The organism is Streptomyces sp. NPDC014870, assembly GCF_043081505.1.
GTDB lineage: Bacteria > Actinomycetota > Actinomycetes > Streptomycetales > Streptomycetaceae > Streptomyces.
Map to the genome: position 1 here is coordinate 227,174 of NZ_JBIBWQ010000001.1, position 14,748 is coordinate 241,921.

Below are 14,748 nucleotides of genomic sequence, written 5' to 3' on the forward strand. Positions count from 1 at the left end.
TGCCGAAGGTAGGGATCACGTCGTGTGGTCGGCGTCCCGCCGGAGGGGGCAGTCGGCGGGTGGCTCCGAAGTATGACGGGTAGGGGTACGACCTCTCGAAGCCCGCCGGGCGGCTCCCCGGGCGGCCCCCTCCGGGCGCACCACGCCGTCACGGCCCCTGTCGTCACCCGTCGGCGCGGCCTCGCCGGGCCGGGAAGCCGTGGGTGCGGGCGGCCCCGACGACGGCGAGGACCAGGAGCAGGAGCGCCAGGACGCTCCAGGGCAGGGATCCCGCGCCGAGGCGGTCGAGCAGCAGGCCGCCCGCGAGGCCACCGCCCGCCATGGCGGCGTTCCAGAGGCTGACGAGCATGGTCTGCGCGGTGTCGGCGGCTTCGCCACCGGCGTCGCCGACGGCCGTCTGCAGCAGGGTCGGCGCGCCTCCCCAGCCGAGTCCCCACAGCGCGGCGGCCGTGAGGACGAGGACCGGGCTGTCCGCCGCCACGGCGAGCGCGCCCGCGGCGACGGCGAACAGGGCGGCGCCCGCGAGGGTCAGGGCGCGGACGCCCCGGTCGATGCGGAGGCCGGTGATCCAGATGCTCAGCAGCGAGGCCGCGCCGAAGACGAGGAGGACGGCGCCGGTGGAGCCGCCCATGCCCAGGTGGTCGAGGAAGGCGGCGACGTAGGTGTACAGGATCGTGTGGGCGAGGACGAGCACGAGGGTGACGAGGAGGACCGGGGCGACGCCCGGTACGGCCAGGGTCCGCCGGATGGGTGCCCGGCCGCCCCGGGGCTGCCCGGGGAAGTCCGGGACGGTGAGCGCGATCCAGCTGGTGAGGACGGCGGCCAGTGCGGTCATGAGGAGGAACGTCACCTGCCAGCCGAGCGCGGCGCCGAGGAAGGTTCCGGCCGGGACGCCCAGGGCGAGGGCGACCGGGACGCCGGTCATGACGACGGCGACCGCCCGGCCCTGGAGGTGGGCGGCCACCATGCGCCGCGCGTAGCCCGCGAGGAGCGCCCAGGCGAGACCGGCGGCGACGCCCGCGAGGAATCGGGCGGCCATGGTGAGCGGGTAGTGGGTGGAGAGCGCGGTGACCGTGTTCGCGACGGCGAAGCCGACGACCGCCGTGAGCAGCAGCCGCTTGCGGCGCCAGCCGGCCGTGGCGGCGGTCAGCGGGAGGGCGGTGAGGGCCGTGCCGCCGGCGTAGACGGTGACCGACTGGCCCATGGCGGGTTCGCCGACGCCGAGGTCGGCGCTCATCGCGGGGAGGACGCCGGCGGGCAGGGTCTCGGTGAGGCTGGTGACGAAGACGGCCGTGGCCAGGGCGAGGAGCGCGGGCCAGGGCAGCCGGGCGGTGATGGCGCTCTCGTGCCTGCTCTCGCGTGCGGGCGAACCGGCCTTCTGTGCGGTGTGGTTGCTCATGCCACGTATGCTCAAACCCTCACATTGATGTGAAGGTCAAAGCCAACTGCTGTGAGGTGGACCACATGCGCATCGGAGAGCTCGCGGACCGCACCGGCACCGCGCGCCGGATGCTGCGCTACTACGAGGAACAGGGTCTCATCGTGGCCGATCGCCTGCCGAACGGCTACCGCGTCTACGACGAGTCGAACGTGGACCGGGTCCAGCAGATCCGCGGTCTCCTGGACGCGGGCCTGCCGACGCGGATCATCAAGCAGATCCTGCCCTGCCTCGACAAGCCCCGTGTCATCCATTTCCCCGACGCCACCCCGGAGATGCTCGCCACGCTGGAGGGCGAGCGGGACCGGATGACGGAGCGCATCCGGTTCCTGACCCGTAACCGGGACGCGGTGGCCGAGTATCTCGACGCGGTACGGGAGAGGTTGGCGACGGGCCGCGTCGCCCCCCTCTGACCGCCCCGCGCTCCGGTTGCTCACCGCACGGCCGACGGGCCCGTCCAGTCGGCGGGGATGTGCGCCAGGCGGACCCGCTGCGGGTGGTCGCCGACCGCGACCGAGGCGACAGGGCGCCCGGTCGCGAAGTCGATCGCCGTCACCTTGTCCGCGCCGCTCTCCGAGACGACACAGGAGCGGCCGTCACCGCTGACGGTGGCCCAGTACGGCTTGGCGGCCGGCACCTGCGGGCCCTCCTTCAGGCTCGCACGGTCCACGACGGTGGCGTAGTCGTCCATGGTGGCGGCGACGCAGAGCTTGGAGCCGTCGGGGCTCATGGACATGCCGTGGTGGCGCGAGTCGTTGACCCAGGTGGTCCGGTCCGGGTCGGTCGCCGGGTTCTCGGGGAGGGTCTTGAGCCGGGTGATGCGGTCGGTGGCGACGTCGTACTCCAGGAAGCCGTTGAAGAAGGAGACCTGGAAGTAGAGCGTGGACTCGTCCGGGGTGAAGGCGACGGGCCGGACGGCGTCGGAGAGGTCCTTGCGGCCGAAGGCGTCGAGCCGGGCGCGCATGTCGATCACCTTGACCTGCTCGAAGGTGCGGGCGTCCACCACGGTGATGCGGCGGTCGCCCTTGGTCCAGTCCCAGCCGGGGCCGTCGAGGGCGGTGGTCACCTCGCCGATGGCCATGTTCCACAGGTACCGGCCGTCGGCGGTGAAGACGTTCTCGTGGGGCTTGTCCCCGGTCGCGAAGGAGCCGAGCTCCCGGCCCGTGGTGATGTCGAGGACGTGCACCCGGTTGGACATGGAGGCCGACACGGCGACGCGGGTGCCGTCGGGCGACACGGCCATGTGGTCGGAGCGGAAACCGGACACGGGGAAGCGCCAGTTGATCGCGCCGGTCCGCAGGTCGATCGAGACGACGTCGGCGAAGCTCGGCCGGGAGACCACCATCGCCGATCCGTCGGGCGTGGCGTACATGTCGTCGACGAACTGGTCGTGCCCCTCGCCCGGACCCAGCCGGACGCCGAGGAAGAAGGCGAGCTTGACGGGGTTGAGCCCGATCTCCCACATCCGCTGCTCGCGGTCCGGGATGACGTTGATCCGGCCGATGCGGGAGAAGTCGCCGGAGGCCTCGATGACGTCGGCGGTGCCGTCCCAGTTGTTCCCGACGAACATGACCGGCCGCAGTCCCGCGTGACCCGTGGGCGCCGAGGACGCGGCCTGCGGGGCGGCGACGGTGACACCGCCGCCTCCGACGGTGAGCGCGAGGGCGGCGGCGAGGGAACCGAGCAGGAGGCGTCGGGCGCCCCGCGTCCGGACAGCAGACATCGATGTTCCTTCCGGGAGACCGTGCGGCATCAACTGCCCTGTCCGCCAGGGCGACTTACCCGACAGTAAGGAGTTGCCTCGCAGCCCACAAGGGGTCGGAACGCGTCGGCCCGGATCAGCCGTTGGGGTAGGCGCGCGCGATCAGCTTCTGCCGCAGCACCGTCCACTGGGCCGTCATGTCGTGCACCAGGTAGAGATCGCGGCGACGCGTCCAGGCCTGGCCGGACTCGGCGTCGTATGTCGCGGGCAGCTCGATCCCGCGCGGCGCGAACGCCCGCATCCCCCGGTCGCGGGTGGTCTGCACACACCGCTTCACATGGTCGCGGAAGCCGATGACACCCGCCGTGCCGATGCCGCCGGGAAGCGCCTTCCTGGCCTCGGCGACCTGTGCGGCGACGCCGTCGGTGGAGAGGTAGGTGATCGTCCCGTCGGGGGCGACGACCGGCTCGATCGAGGTCACGTCGGTCATCTGGTGCTTGGACTCCAGGAAGTGGGCGATCTCCCACTGCGCGTAGACCGGCACGTCGCGGCGCCTGCGGAGTGCGGCGACGGTGTCGGCCAGCGCCTCGTTGACCGGGCCGGGCTCGTAGCGCACCTTGGCGGGGTCGCCGCCGCCGGCCGGAGGCCGGTTGCCGAAGCCGTACGCGACGATGAAGTCGAGTTCGCCGAGCGCGGCCGTCTCCGGTCGCCAGTCGAAGCCGACGTCGTACAGGTGCGGGACGAGGGCGCGGGCCGCGACCTTGTCGTCGAGCTCGGCGGCGAGCACCGCGAGCATGTGGTGCGGCAGCCCCTCGCCACCCCGGCGCGCGTCGGTACGGTGCTCGCTCCCCCGGCGTTCGTCGGCACGGTCCGAGGCGGCCTGCGCCGGAGGCGCGGCGAGGACGGCCGGGGCGGCGATGGCTGCGGTGACGGCTGCTGCGAACTCACGTCGTTGCACGGGAGGGGCCTCTCTCTGTGTCGTACCCAGGAGGATCCTGGGTACGACCGGGGAAGCCATGACGAACACAACCGGAAGGAACGGCGCCGCTCTCGTGACAACTTGGGCCGGCGGCGCTCAGCCGCCCGCCGCGGCGGCCTCCTCGATGAGGTCGGTCACGGGGCCTGGCTGGGAGGCGAGCAAGGCGTGCCCGGCGTCCAGCTCGACGATCCGGCGCGGGTTCATGCACCGCGCCATGCGGCGCTCGTTGTCCGGGTGGATCACCTTTCGGGGAGTGTCGGGAAGACCGAGGGACTTCCCGCCCAGCACAACTCAACCCCGCGCGACCCGCATGCCGAGTACGGCGCCCGCGATGCCGCAGCCCCGCGGTGCCGTAAGGGGCCCGCAGTGCCGTAAGGGGCCCGCGATGGCTCGAGGGGCCCGCCCGCCCCTCCCCTCAGCGGGTCCGGTCGTAGCGCAGGATCACCACGCCGTTTCCGAAGGTGCGGGTCGCGGTGAGGGTCAGCGGGATCTCGGAGTGCCGGGGGCCGAAGAGCGGCTTGCCCTCACCGATGAGCACGGGGTGGACGCTGATGTGGAACGCGTCGACCAGGTCGTGTTCGAGGAACGCCGCCGTCAGGTCGGCGCCGCTGAGGGCCAGGTCACCGCCGGGCTGCTCCTTCAGGGCCCGGACCTCGTCGGGGTCGACCTGGCGGACGATGGTCGTGTTCCAGTCCGCGCTCTCCAGCGTGGTGGAGTAGACGATCTTGGGCATGTCGCGCCAGAGGGCGGCGAACTCCACCTCCTGCGGCGCGCTGTCCGGGCTCTTGCCGGCGTCGGGCCAGTAGGCGGCCATCAGCTCGTGGGTGACCCGGCCGCCGAGGAAGCCGCCCATCGTGGCGAGCTCGTCGTTGAAGTACTGGTGCAGCTCCTCGTCGACCCGGTGCCAGCCGATGTCCCGGTCGGGTCCCTCGATGTAACCGTCGAGGGAGACCCCCATAAACAGGACGATCTTCCGTGCCATGTCCGCTCTCCCTCGTGCCGGGCCGGCGCCGGGCCGGCTCATCGCTGGTGTCAGGGCATCCGGCGGGCTCCCGCCACGATCGCCTCACGGATCCGGTTATAGGTCCCGCACCGGCAGATGTTGCGGATTTCGTCCAGATCGGCCTCGTCGATCTCCCGCCCGGCCTCGCGCGCCGCGCGGACCTTCGCGACGGCCGTCATGATCTGCCCGGGCTGGCAGTAGCCGCACTGGACCACGTCGAGATCCAGCCAGGCCTCCTGCATCGGGTGCAGCTCCGCGCCGACGGTGGCCGGCAGGCCCTCGATCGTGGTGATCTCGTCGGTCGGGGCGATCGCCGCGACCGGCACGGAGCAGGGGTTGAACGCCTTGCCGTTGATGTGGCTGGTGCACGCCTGGCAGACGCCGAGCCCGCAGCCGTACTTGGGGCCGGTGACGCCGAGGACGTCCCTGAGCACCCACAGCAGCCGGACGTCGTCCTCGACCTCGGCCGTGACGGCCTTGCCGTTGAGGATGAAGGTGTGGTGCGGCACGGTGGCTCCTGGGTCCTAGAAGGCGCGGTCGAGGCCGTCGACCGGCGAGGCGGGGATCGGCGGGGTGGTGGGCAGCGGCTCGAAGGAGAGCGGCTCGCCGTGGTTGACGGGGAAGGTCGTCGGCATGGTGCCGGTGGCCCGGCCGTACGCGCAGGCCACGGCGGCCATCGCGGCCCCGACGGCCAGCTCGCCCGCGCCGCCCGGCCGGTCCGAGGTCGGCGGCATGACGACGATCTCCAGCTCGGGCGGGGTGTTCCACTGCCGGGTGTAGAAGTAGTTGTCCCAGCTCCCCTCCCGGAAGTGCCCGTTCTCGAGATGGAGGCCGGAGGTCAGCGCGAGGGCGATGCCGTCCGCGATCCCGCCCATCATCTGGGCCTCCAGACCGCGCGGGTTGACGGCGAGGCCGACGTCGACCGCGCAGACGACCTTGGTCACACGTGGCCCGGTGTAGGCGTCGTGGACCTTCCGGCCGGTGGTCTCCGGTCGGCAGTCGATCTCGGCGAGCACGGCGACGAAGGCGTGGTACTCGGGGTGGAGGGCGATGCCCTGGGCCATGCCCGAGGGCATCGACCGGCCCCAGCGGCCCAGCTCGGCGACCTTGTCCAGGACCGCGCGGGCGCGCTCCTCCTTGAGGTGCCGGCGCCGGAAGTCGTACGCGTCCTTGCCCATGCGCCTGGCGAGTTCGTCCACGACCAGTTCCTGGGCGCACCGGACGTTGGGCGAGTAGATACCGCGCATGGAGCCGGTGTTGAACCCCTTGTCCGTCTCGCTGAGCAGCTGGGTGGTGACCCCGAAGTGATACGGGCTCTGCTGGGTCAGCGCGAAGATGGTCTCGGAGAACGCGAGGTCGCCCACGGGCAGTTGGGCGGCAGAGGCGGTGATGATCTCGCCGAGGCCGTGGCCGAAGTCGGTGGCGACGGAGGTGTGGCGCTGCTCGTACGTCAGCACTTCGCCGAGCGTGTACGTGGCCCGGACCCGGGACGTCGACATGGGGTGCGTACGGCCCTGGCGGAAGTCGTCGGTCCGGTGCCACATCAGCTTCACGGGCTTGCCCATGGCCCGGGAGATCTCGGCCGCCTCCCCGGCTGCGTCGTGAAAGAGCTTGCGGCCGAACGAGCCGCCCCCCTCGGTGACATGGACCTTCACGGCCGTGATCGGAAGACCGAGCTGGAGGGCGATCTGTTCCTGTGCCACGATCGGCGTCTTCAGGCTCGCCCAGATCTCGGCCGAGTCCGAACGGACGTCCGCGATGGCGCAGTTGGTCTCCAGAGCGCTGTTGCTGGAGAAGTGGAACGTGAAGCGGGCGTCGACGGCCTTGGTGAGCAGCGGCAACGGCGGTACGACGAGGGGCAGTTCGGCCGCCCTCAGCTTGCGCTGGACGGTCGCGTCCGAGGCGCCCTCAGCGGTTCCGGGTCCCCAGGTGACCCTGAGGGCCCGGACGGCGTCGATGCACTGACCGAACGTGCGGGCGCGGACCGCGACGCCGGTGGAGATCCGTACGACGTCGGTGACACCCGGCACGGCACGCACCTCGGCCAGGTTGTCGACCGAGCGGACCGTGCCGTTGATGGTCGGCGGTCGGCAGACCATCGTGGGCAGGGCGTTGGGGACGCGCACGTCCATCGCGAACCGCTTGCGGCCGGTCACGGCCTCCAGGGCGTCGATGCGCCGCTGAGCGGTGCCGATCATCGTGAACTCGGAGGGCTTCTTGAGGACGACCGCGACCGCCGCGTCACTCACCGCGGCCGCCTTCGCGGCCAGTTCGCCGTAGCCGAGGCTCCGGCCTGTCGCCGAGGAGACGACCGCGCCGGCCTTGGCGGTGAGCGATCCCAGCAGCTCGCCGAGTTCGAGCGCGGCGGCGCGCAGCAGCCGGCCCCGGGCGACGGCGGCGGCGACGCGGAGCGGGGTGAAGGTGGAGATGGTGGTGTTGGAGCCGCCGGTCATCTGGTTGAACAGCAGCTCCGGGCGGGCGTCCGCGAGGCTGACCCGCACCTTGTCCAGCGGGAGGTCGAGCTCCTCGGCGATCACCATGGCGGAGGAGGTGGTGATGCCCTGGCCGACCTCGGCGCGGGGCAGGGCGAAGGAGGCGGAGCCGTCGGCCTCGATGCGGATCGTGATCAGGTTCGCGGTGGGCAGGGCGGCGTGCGTGAGCATGTCGTTGAGGTCGTAGATCTCGGAAGGCCCGGGCAGGGACGGCACCAGTGCCGGGGCGGCGGCGAGCGCCGGGGCGGGAGCGAGGACCGCCTCGCCGAACTGCGCGGCGACGGTGAGGGTCGGCGCCGCGAGGACGTACCCGAGGAAGCGTCGCCGGTCGGGTCCCGGCGCGTCCCGCTCCGCGCCTCGCCCCTCGTTCCGCTCCTCGTTCCGCTCCTCGTTCCGCTCCTGATGCTGCTGGTGCGCGTCTTCCCGCACGGTCATCGACTGCCCTCTCCACGGACCACCACGTCGAAGGGGATCATCGCTCATCTGCCGACTTCCGCATGCCGGAACGGCCCAGGATTCACCGCGGCACCTCCAAGCCCTCACGACACCGCGGGACGAACCGGGAATACCTCGCCCGGGCCAGGAGGTTCAGACCGTTCGTGACACCCCGTCGCACCGGCTCGGAAGGAACGTCCATGAAGATCGGCATCATCGGCGCAGGCAACATCGGCGGCAATCTCACCCGTCGCCTCACGGCACTCGGGCACGACGTGTCCGTCGCCAACTCCCGTGGTCCGCACACCCTCACGGCGCTCGCCGAGGAGACCGGCGCGACGCCCGTCGCGGCCGGGGAGGCGGCGCGCGGCGCGGAGATCGTCGTCGTCACCGTGCCCCTCAAGGCGGTTCCCGACCTGCCCTCGGGCCTCTTCGCGGACGCCGCGGAGGGCTTCGCCCTCATCGACACCAACAACTACTACCCGCAGCAGCGCGACGGCCGGATCGCCGCCATCGAGGACGACGGCCTCACCGAGAGCCGCTGGATCGAGCAGCACCTGGGCCACCCTGTGATCAAGGCGTTCAACGGCACGTACGCCGAGGACATCCTGGACCGGCCGCTTCCGGCCGGTGACCCGGAGCGGATGGCACTGCCGGTGGCGGGCGACGACGAGGTCGCGAAGAAGACCGTCCGCGCCCTGATCGACCAGTTGGGCTTCGACACGGTCGACGCCGGCGGGATCGACGACTCCTGGCGCCAGCAGCCCGACACCCCGGTCTACGGCCTGCGGGCCGGGGTCGAGGCGGTCACCAAGGCCCTCGCCGAGGCGTCTCCCGAGCGTCCGGCCACGTTCCGGGGCTGAGGGCACACCCGCGGTCGGCGTACGTCAGTCGGCGTACGCGGCCGGCGGCGGGCCCTGCGGACGGGGGCCCAGGGTCGGGGCGAGCCACTTGTCGTACGAGACCATCCAGGGGCTCGCGGTGCCGCCCGCCCGATAGTCCTCGAGCACCGCGTTGACCCGCCGGACCAGGTCCGTGTCGTCCTTGTTCATCGCGACGCCGTACAGCGAGGTGTCGAGGAGCGGTCCGACGATGGTGAGCGTGGGGTCCTGGGCGGCGAGTCCGGCGGCGAGCGTGGCATGGGTGAGGACGGCGTCCACGTTCCGCTGCTGGAGTTCGACGAGGCAGTCCAGATGGCTCGCGGTCTCCACGGCGACGGCGCCGGTGCCCGAGTTCTTCAGCAGGTCGGAGGCCGAACTGCCCTTGCTCAGGCAGACGCGCCGGCCGCGCAGCTTCGCGTCGAAGCCGGTGAGTTCGGAGTCCTGCGGCACGAGGAGCCGGTGCCCGGTCTCGAAGTAGACGCTGGAGAAAGCGACATCGGCGAGCCGCTCGCAGGTGATGCTCATCGTGCGCACGATGACGTCGACCTGGCGGCTCTGCAGCCGGGGGATCCGCTGGGCGGGCGGCATGCTGACGAAGCGCACCGTGGCCTTCGGGCCGAGGATGTCACGGGCGATCGCCCGTACGAGGTCGATGTCGAAGCCGGACGGCTCCTGGGCGTCCTGGTCGAGGGAGGCCCAGAGGTAGCTGTTCAGGTCGACGCCGGCGACAAGATGCCCGCGCTCCCGGATGCGCCGTACGGCCTCGCCGTCCACCCGGTCGGGGCGGGGACCGGCGCGCCGGGGGTCGCAGTCCCGCGCCCGTGCGGCCCCGGCGGCCGGCGGGCGGGCCGCCTGGGCAGGTGGCCCGGCGGACGGGGCGGCCGTGACGGCGGCGGCCGGGGCCGCGGCGAGCACGGCCGCGGCCAGTGTCAGCCAGAGCGCGAGGCGTCCGCCCAGCGGCCCCCGCCCGCGCCGTCGCGAACCGGATCCAGCAGTCACAAGCCCCACCCCCGCGCAGCCGACTCCCCCACCCCCAAGGCTACGCACGAGAACCCCAACCGCGGTCCCCATACCGAGAGTTGGACGGAAGTTGGAGGAGTCTTCACCGACCCCGGCGGAGCACGGAGAGGGCGGGCAGGGCAGGGAGGGCGGGAAGCGCCGGCCGCGGCACGGCGCGCAGCTGGCAGCGGGAGAGCCGGGCGCGCTGTCCGCCGCTCGTGATCAGCGCGTTCACGGACGTCATCGGGTCGGCACCCACACTCCGCGCGAGCATCATGCCGACGACGAGCGGGAGGAGCGCGACCGCCACGGCCGAGCCGGTGGCCGTGACGTGCTGGATACGGCTGGTGTGCCGGGCGTCCGTGGTCATGCCCCCATTCCACCGCTGGAGGCCCGGGCTGGGCATCCGGCGACGTACTCACCCGGCCTGCCCCGCATACTCAGACCGGCGTACGCCCGTCGCGGCGCGTCCCCTTGGCGGTCGGGGCCCGGTGGGGTTGCGTGGGCGGGCGACCGACACGCACCCGCCGCACCCACGCGCACATCCGTCCGCACCCGCCGCACCCAGGCGCTCATCCATTCGCACACTCGCACCGAGGAGCCCGCACCAGCATGGCTGACTACCGCATCGAGACCGTCCGCACCGGCTACCGGCAGTGGACCGCCCGCAACGACCGGGGGGCGGAGGTACGCATGGGGGCGGCGGACGACCCGGACGCCCAGCCCTCGTTCACGCCTGTCGAGTTGCTGCTCGCGGCCATGGGCGGCTGCGGCGGCATGGTGGTGGACCGGACGGCGCGCGCCGTGGACCACGACGACCTGCGGATCGTCGTGGAGTCGGTCTCCGCACCGGAGGACGACGGCCGGGTGGGCCGGATCAGGGTCAGTTACGAGTTCGAGCTGCCCGACAACAACCCGAAGGCCGCCGAGGTCTTCGCCCGCGGTGTGCGGCTCACGCACGAGAAGTTCTGCACGGTGAGCCGCACCGTCGAGCACGGAGCGACGGTGGAGGCCGTCCTGCCCGACGGGACCATCGGCTTCCGAGCGGGCTGACCTTCGGTCCACCCGTGCCCGCTCCGCAGGGCTCGGCCGCTCAGTCGTGCCAGATCTCGCGGACCTGGGCCAGCGGGTCCCGCTCCACGTGCGACTCGGCCCCCCAGAGCATCGTGGCCCGGTCGCCCGCCGTGTAGCGCGGCCAGGAGGAGCCCGGGTCCTGGTCCCGTACGAACGCGACCCATGCGCCGTGCATCGCGTCGGCCAGGGCGCGGGGCGGCGCGTCGCCCGCGGCGGCGGCGACCCCCTCGGCGTCCAGGAGGTCGAAGGCGTACGCCAGGTCCAGGCAGTGGAAGGCGGTGCCGTTGACGGGCGACTCCCACTGGAACTCGTACAGCCAGGTGGGACGTCCGCTCGCCGCGCGGGCCTCCGCGACGGCCAGCGAGGGCGCGCGGAAGGTGACGTCGGTGAGCGCCTGGCCGAACAGCGTGTCCGGTCCGTCGGCGCCGTACGCCTTCGTGAAGGCCGCCACCTTCTCCTCGGCGAGGCCCAGCGCCCCGAGCAGTACCGGGACGGGCGGGCCGTCGGGTCCCGGCGCGGGGAAGGCGTTGAACTCGTGGGCGGTGAAGCCGAGCATGAGCGGCACGTCGGCGCCCGCGTCCCCGGTGGTGAGCGCGCCGAGAACGGGCTCCGGGATCAGCTCGCCGTCGGCGAAGGGGGCCAGGGAGAGCAGGGGCGGCAGACCCTCGCGGTCCGGGCCCGGCGCGCCGAGCCGGTCCTGGAGATCGAGGAGTTCGTCGTCGCTGAGCTCCCGGAGCGCGGCGGCGGTGGCGGGCACGCCGGTGCGGGCCGTGAACAGCCGGGACGCGGCGCGTGCGACCTCGGGTCCGTCGGGGCTCATGACGGCCCCGGAGACCGAGAGGGCACCCCGGAACAGGCCCCGGGCGGCGGGGACGGCGAGCAGGGTCTGGACGGCGCCGCCGCCGGCCGACTGGCCGGCGATGGTGACCTTGGCGGGGTCGCCGCCGAAGCGGGCGATGTTGTCGCGGACCCATTCGAGGGCGGCGATCCAGTCGCGGACGCCCCGGTTGTCGGGGGCGTCGTCGAGGTGCAGGAAGCCCTCGATGCCGAGCCGGTAGCCGAGGGAGACCAGGACGACACCGTCCCGGTTGAAGGCCGAGCCGTCGTACCAGGGGCTGGCCGCCGAGCCCGCCACGTACCCGCCGCCGTGGATCCAGACGAGGACCGGCAGTCCGGCCTCGGGGTCCGTGCCCGGCGTGAAGACGTTGAGGTTGAGGACCCCGGCGCCCGGGACGGACGGCTCGGGGATGGTCGTGACCTCGGCGAAGGCTCGCCGCTGGGCGGTCGGGCCGTACGCCGTGGCGTCCAGGGGCTCGGTCCACGGTTCCGGCGGCACGGGCGCCGCGAAGCGGAGGTCGCCGACGGGCGGCTGCGCGTAGGGGATGCCGAGGAAGCGCAGGCTCCCGTCGGCCCGGCGCTCGCCGCGCACGGGGCCGCGGGTGGTGGTGACGGTGGTGACGGTCATAGAAGCAGCGTCCGGCCGGTGATCAGCCGAGTCAACGCCTGAAACAGAAAGGTGACACGTGTCACTTACGCGTGTCACCTGATCGCCTCCCCCCTCGACTGGAGTCCGGCCGGCCGGGGTACGACTCAAGGGGACGGCAGGGAGGTCGCGCATGGCGGGGCTGCACGCGGGGACGGCGGTCGGGATCCTGGTGGTCGCCGCCGGGATCGGTCTCATGGCTCTCGGCGTCGCCCGCCAGGGCCGCTCGGCGCGCCCGTCTGCCCCCGCTCGGGCAGGGGACGCCACGGAGCGGGAGCACTGGCGGGTGCTGCGCCGGGCGGCCGGCATGGCGATCGCCTCCGCCCGCGGGGCGGCGGGCGTCGGGGAGCCGGCGATCATCACGGTCTCGGACGTCGTCCGGCTGGCGGACGAGCACTTCGACCGGCCGGACGCCGACCCCCGCCTCGCGGCGGCGGCCCTCCGCCACGAGTACGAACGGGGCGCCTGCGCCCGGGACTGCATGACGGACGCGTACGGCTGACGTCGGCCGACGGCCGGGCCCGGGTCAGACCAGCACGTTCTTGTAGAAGATGCTGGACCGCCGGTCACCGTCCTCGCCGGTGGCGAAGCCGAGGAAGAGGCGGGCCTCACCGGCGTCCGTGCGGTAGATCGCGAGGCCCTCGGGCTCGCGGAAGTGGAGGGTGGAGCCGGCCTTGGTAAGGACGGGACCCTGCTCGACGGTGCCCGTGTTGATGTCGATGCTGGTGAGGTAGGAGTTGCCGTCGCCCACGGGAGTGCCGGGCTTGGGATACGCGTCACCCGTCAGGTAGTACATGTACGAGCCGTAGAGGGTGTAGCCCTGCGGGGTGCCGGGGATCGTCGGCTGCTTGAAGTCCACCAGCGGCCCGCCGAAGTCGCGCGTCTCGAAGGCCGAGAGCGGGTAGACGGCGATGCGCTTGCCGCTGCTGGTGTGGTAGCGCACGATCATCCGCCGGTAGACCGGGTCGACGGAGCAGGTGTACTCGGTGGCCCCGGAGATCGGCCGGTACGCGGCCGAGGCCGCCGGTGAGCCCAGGGTGGTGTCGGCGGTGTAGCGGATGGGGGCGAGCGCGGTGCCGTAGCCGCCGGTGTTCGCGGCGCACTCGATCCACAGCTCGGTGTCGGAACCGCTCGGCAGCGCGGCGAAGGCGACACCGTGGCCGAAGCCGTTGAGGTGCATGTACGAGAGGTAATTGCCGTCGAAGTCCATCTTGTTGATGCAGAGGTCGCCGTCGGCCTCGGTGGATCCCGTCCGCTTGGTCGCGACGAACAGGAACTTGTTCTCCCAGTCGAAGGCGAAGCTCTGCTGGACGCGCGCGCCGTGCGTGTCCTTGGAGCGGAACAGGTCGTGCGACGGCTGCGTGAGATCGAACCGCTTGGTGGCGGTCACCGCGGCGGCGCTCTGCGCGCCGACGCCGAGTCCGAGCGCGGCGAGCGCGGCGCCGGCAGAGGTGCGTATGAGGCCGCGGCGGGACAGGGGGAAGCCAGAAGTGGGGTTCATGGGCACTCCGTTTGCATGGGGGGAAAGCAGAAGCCCGTGATGTTAGCCGCCGCGCGAGCGGTGTGACGCACGGGGGCCCGTTGCGCGGTCGGGGACCCGACGGGCTGTCACCCGCGCACGCCTCGGGCGGAATCCGACGGAAGCGGGGGCGTCCGCGTGCGTCCCCGCGCGTCCGCGAGGTGCCGAAGGCTCCCCGCGCCCCCGTTCTTCACAGGGTGATCCAGTAGCGGCGCTTGCGGCCGATCTCGGTGGCGCGGATGTCCTCCAGGACACCGCCATTGCGCTCGATCGCGCGGGCCGATGCGATGTTGTCCTCGTCGCAGGTCACCAGTACCCGGTCCATGCCGAGGACGCGGGCCTCGGGGAGGATCGCTCCCAGGGCCCAGGTGGCGTGGCCCCGACGGCGGGCGGAGGGACGGACGCTGTAGCCGACGTGCCCGGCGGCCCGCAGCAGGAAGTCGTTGAGCCGGTGGCGCAGGTCGATCGCGCCGACGTACGCGCCGTCCTCGACGATCCACCAATGGGTGGCGTGCACTCGCTCCTCGCCCAACACCCGGTCCGTATCGGCCTGTTCGCGCAGTCGGCCGACCCATGAGGCGAAGACCTCGGGGATCGCCAGGGCCTCCCTCTCCGCGAGCCCTATCCCCGCGCCCGCCTGGCGGGCGCCGGGATTCCACTCCGCGTGCGCCTCGAGCCAGGAACGGTGCAGGTGGGCGGTGGGGGTGACCAGTTCACGCATGCGGGCGACGATAACAGGCTGG

The 14,748-nt window shown here is 72.5% G+C and carries 16 protein-coding genes; 4 read left to right on the plus strand and 12 right to left on the minus strand.

The genetic code is table 11. The features are described 5' to 3' along the window. Positions 1–163 precede the first annotated feature (163 nt). On the minus strand, positions 164–1,399 hold the full coding sequence (locus tag ACF09C_RS00970; protein ID WP_392087182.1) for an MFS transporter: 1,236 nt from the start codon (positions 1,397–1,399) through the stop codon (positions 164–166). A gap of 65 nt (positions 1,400–1,464) precedes the next feature. Here ACF09C_RS00970 and ACF09C_RS00975 point away from each other — a divergent pair, with 65 nt between their 5' ends. Beyond that, positions 1,465–1,851, plus strand: a complete 387-nt coding sequence (locus tag ACF09C_RS00975; RefSeq protein ID WP_392087184.1) for a MerR family transcriptional regulator — start codon at positions 1,465–1,467, stop codon at positions 1,849–1,851. Positions 1,852–1,871: 20 nt separating this feature from the next. Here the strand turns inward: ACF09C_RS00975 and ACF09C_RS00980 are convergent, their stop codons facing one another. The 6 genes from ACF09C_RS00980 to ACF09C_RS01005 form a co-directional block, all read right to left on the minus strand. After that, positions 1,872–3,161, minus strand: a complete 1,290-nt coding sequence (locus ACF09C_RS00980) for a YncE family protein (RefSeq protein ID WP_392087185.1) — start codon at positions 3,159–3,161, stop codon at positions 1,872–1,874. A gap of 115 nt (positions 3,162–3,276) precedes the next feature. Next, the gene (locus ACF09C_RS00985) at positions 3,277–4,098 is read right to left on the minus strand and encodes a hypothetical protein (RefSeq protein WP_392087187.1); all 822 of its coding nucleotides are present in this window, start codon (positions 4,096–4,098) and stop codon (positions 3,277–3,279) included. Positions 4,099–4,215: 117 nt separating this feature from the next. Beyond that, a complete protein-coding gene (locus ACF09C_RS00990; protein WP_392087188.1) occupies positions 4,216–4,362 on the minus strand; it encodes a hypothetical protein in 147 nt (48 codons plus the stop codon). A 172-nt stretch (positions 4,363–4,534) separates the two neighbouring features. After that, positions 4,535–5,101, minus strand: coding sequence for a dihydrofolate reductase family protein (locus ACF09C_RS00995; protein ID WP_392087190.1), 567 nt, complete (start codon positions 5,099–5,101; stop codon positions 4,535–4,537). 50 nt (positions 5,102–5,151) lie between these two features. Next, positions 5,152–5,631, minus strand: a complete 480-nt coding sequence (locus ACF09C_RS01000; protein ID WP_362415521.1) for a (2Fe-2S)-binding protein — start codon at positions 5,629–5,631, stop codon at positions 5,152–5,154. A 15-nt stretch (positions 5,632–5,646) separates the two neighbouring features. Further along, positions 5,647–8,049 carry a molybdopterin cofactor-binding domain-containing protein gene (locus ACF09C_RS01005; RefSeq protein ID WP_392087193.1) on the minus strand — a complete coding sequence of 801 codons (2,403 nt, stop codon included), beginning with the start codon at positions 8,047–8,049 and terminating at the stop codon, positions 5,647–5,649. A 62-nt stretch (positions 8,050–8,111) separates the two neighbouring features. On the opposite strand from ACF09C_RS01005, the gene ACF09C_RS01010 reads away from it, so the two are divergent. Then, complete coding sequence (locus ACF09C_RS01010) at positions 8,112–8,912, plus strand: NADPH-dependent F420 reductase (RefSeq protein WP_392087195.1); 801 nt, start codon at positions 8,112–8,114, stop codon at positions 8,910–8,912. 24 nt (positions 8,913–8,936) lie between these two features. Here the strand turns inward: ACF09C_RS01010 and ACF09C_RS01015 are convergent, their stop codons facing one another. Then, positions 8,937–9,929 carry a glutamate ABC transporter substrate-binding protein gene (locus ACF09C_RS01015; protein WP_392087197.1) on the minus strand — a complete coding sequence of 331 codons (993 nt, stop codon included), beginning with the start codon at positions 9,927–9,929 and terminating at the stop codon, positions 8,937–8,939. 103 nt (positions 9,930–10,032) lie between these two features. Next, on the minus strand, positions 10,033–10,299 hold the full coding sequence (locus tag ACF09C_RS01020; RefSeq protein ID WP_392087199.1) for a hypothetical protein: 267 nt from the start codon (positions 10,297–10,299) through the stop codon (positions 10,033–10,035). A 242-nt stretch (positions 10,300–10,541) separates the two neighbouring features. On the opposite strand from ACF09C_RS01020, the gene ACF09C_RS01025 reads away from it, so the two are divergent. Further along, positions 10,542–10,982: an OsmC family protein gene (locus ACF09C_RS01025; RefSeq protein WP_392087202.1), complete on the plus strand. Its 441-nt coding sequence runs from the start codon at positions 10,542–10,544 to the stop codon at positions 10,980–10,982. 40 nt (positions 10,983–11,022) lie between these two features. Here the strand turns inward: ACF09C_RS01025 and ACF09C_RS01030 are convergent, their stop codons facing one another. Further along, positions 11,023–12,468 (minus strand): carboxylesterase/lipase family protein, encoded by a 1,446-nt coding sequence (locus tag ACF09C_RS01030; RefSeq protein ID WP_392087203.1) that lies wholly within the window; start codon positions 12,466–12,468, stop codon positions 11,023–11,025. Between the two features lie 151 nt (positions 12,469–12,619). On the opposite strand from ACF09C_RS01030, the gene ACF09C_RS01035 reads away from it, so the two are divergent. Further along, a complete protein-coding gene (locus tag ACF09C_RS01035; protein WP_392087205.1) occupies positions 12,620–12,988 on the plus strand; it encodes a hypothetical protein in 369 nt (122 codons plus the stop codon). A gap of 24 nt (positions 12,989–13,012) precedes the next feature. Here ACF09C_RS01035 and ACF09C_RS01040 read toward each other — a convergent pair whose 3' ends face one another. Continuing rightward, the gene (locus tag ACF09C_RS01040; protein WP_392087207.1) at positions 13,013–13,987 is read right to left on the minus strand and encodes a teichoic acid biosynthesis protein C; all 975 of its coding nucleotides are present in this window, start codon (positions 13,985–13,987) and stop codon (positions 13,013–13,015) included. Between the two features lie 208 nt (positions 13,988–14,195). After that, positions 14,196–14,726, minus strand: a complete 531-nt coding sequence (locus ACF09C_RS01045; RefSeq protein WP_392087209.1) for a GNAT family N-acetyltransferase — start codon at positions 14,724–14,726, stop codon at positions 14,196–14,198. Positions 14,727–14,748: the final 22 nt, after the last annotated feature.

What these genes read in the sequence shown, in the direction of transcription:
- ACF09C_RS00970 (WP_392087182.1), bottom strand. Translation starts at nt 1,399, where the DNA reads ATGAGCAACCACACCGCACAGAAGGCCGGTTCGCCCGCACGCGAGAGC.
- ACF09C_RS00975 (WP_392087184.1), top strand. Translation starts at nt 1,465, where the DNA reads ATGCGCATCGGAGAGCTCGCGGACCGCACCGGCACCGCGCGCCGGATG.
- ACF09C_RS00980 (WP_392087185.1), bottom strand. Translation starts at nt 3,161, where the DNA reads ATGTCTGCTGTCCGGACGCGGGGCGCCCGACGCCTCCTGCTCGGTTCC.
- ACF09C_RS00995 (WP_392087190.1), bottom strand. Translation starts at nt 5,101, where the DNA reads ATGGCACGGAAGATCGTCCTGTTTATGGGGGTCTCCCTCGACGGTTAC.
- ACF09C_RS01005 (WP_392087193.1), bottom strand. Translation starts at nt 8,049, where the DNA reads ATGACCGTGCGGGAAGACGCGCACCAGCAGCATCAGGAGCGGAACGAG.
- ACF09C_RS01010 (WP_392087195.1), top strand. Translation starts at nt 8,112, where the DNA reads ATGCCGGAACGGCCCAGGATTCACCGCGGCACCTCCAAGCCCTCACGA.
- ACF09C_RS01020 (WP_392087199.1), bottom strand. Translation starts at nt 10,299, where the DNA reads ATGACCACGGACGCCCGGCACACCAGCCGTATCCAGCACGTCACGGCC.
- ACF09C_RS01025 (WP_392087202.1), top strand. Translation starts at nt 10,542, where the DNA reads ATGGCTGACTACCGCATCGAGACCGTCCGCACCGGCTACCGGCAGTGG.
- ACF09C_RS01030 (WP_392087203.1), bottom strand. Translation starts at nt 12,468, where the DNA reads ATGACCGTCACCACCGTCACCACCACCCGCGGCCCCGTGCGCGGCGAG.
- ACF09C_RS01035 (WP_392087205.1), top strand. Translation starts at nt 12,620, where the DNA reads ATGGCGGGGCTGCACGCGGGGACGGCGGTCGGGATCCTGGTGGTCGCC.
- ACF09C_RS01040 (WP_392087207.1), bottom strand. Translation starts at nt 13,987, where the DNA reads ATGAACCCCACTTCTGGCTTCCCCCTGTCCCGCCGCGGCCTCATACGC.
- ACF09C_RS01045 (WP_392087209.1), bottom strand. Translation starts at nt 14,726, where the DNA reads ATGCGTGAACTGGTCACCCCCACCGCCCACCTGCACCGTTCCTGGCTC.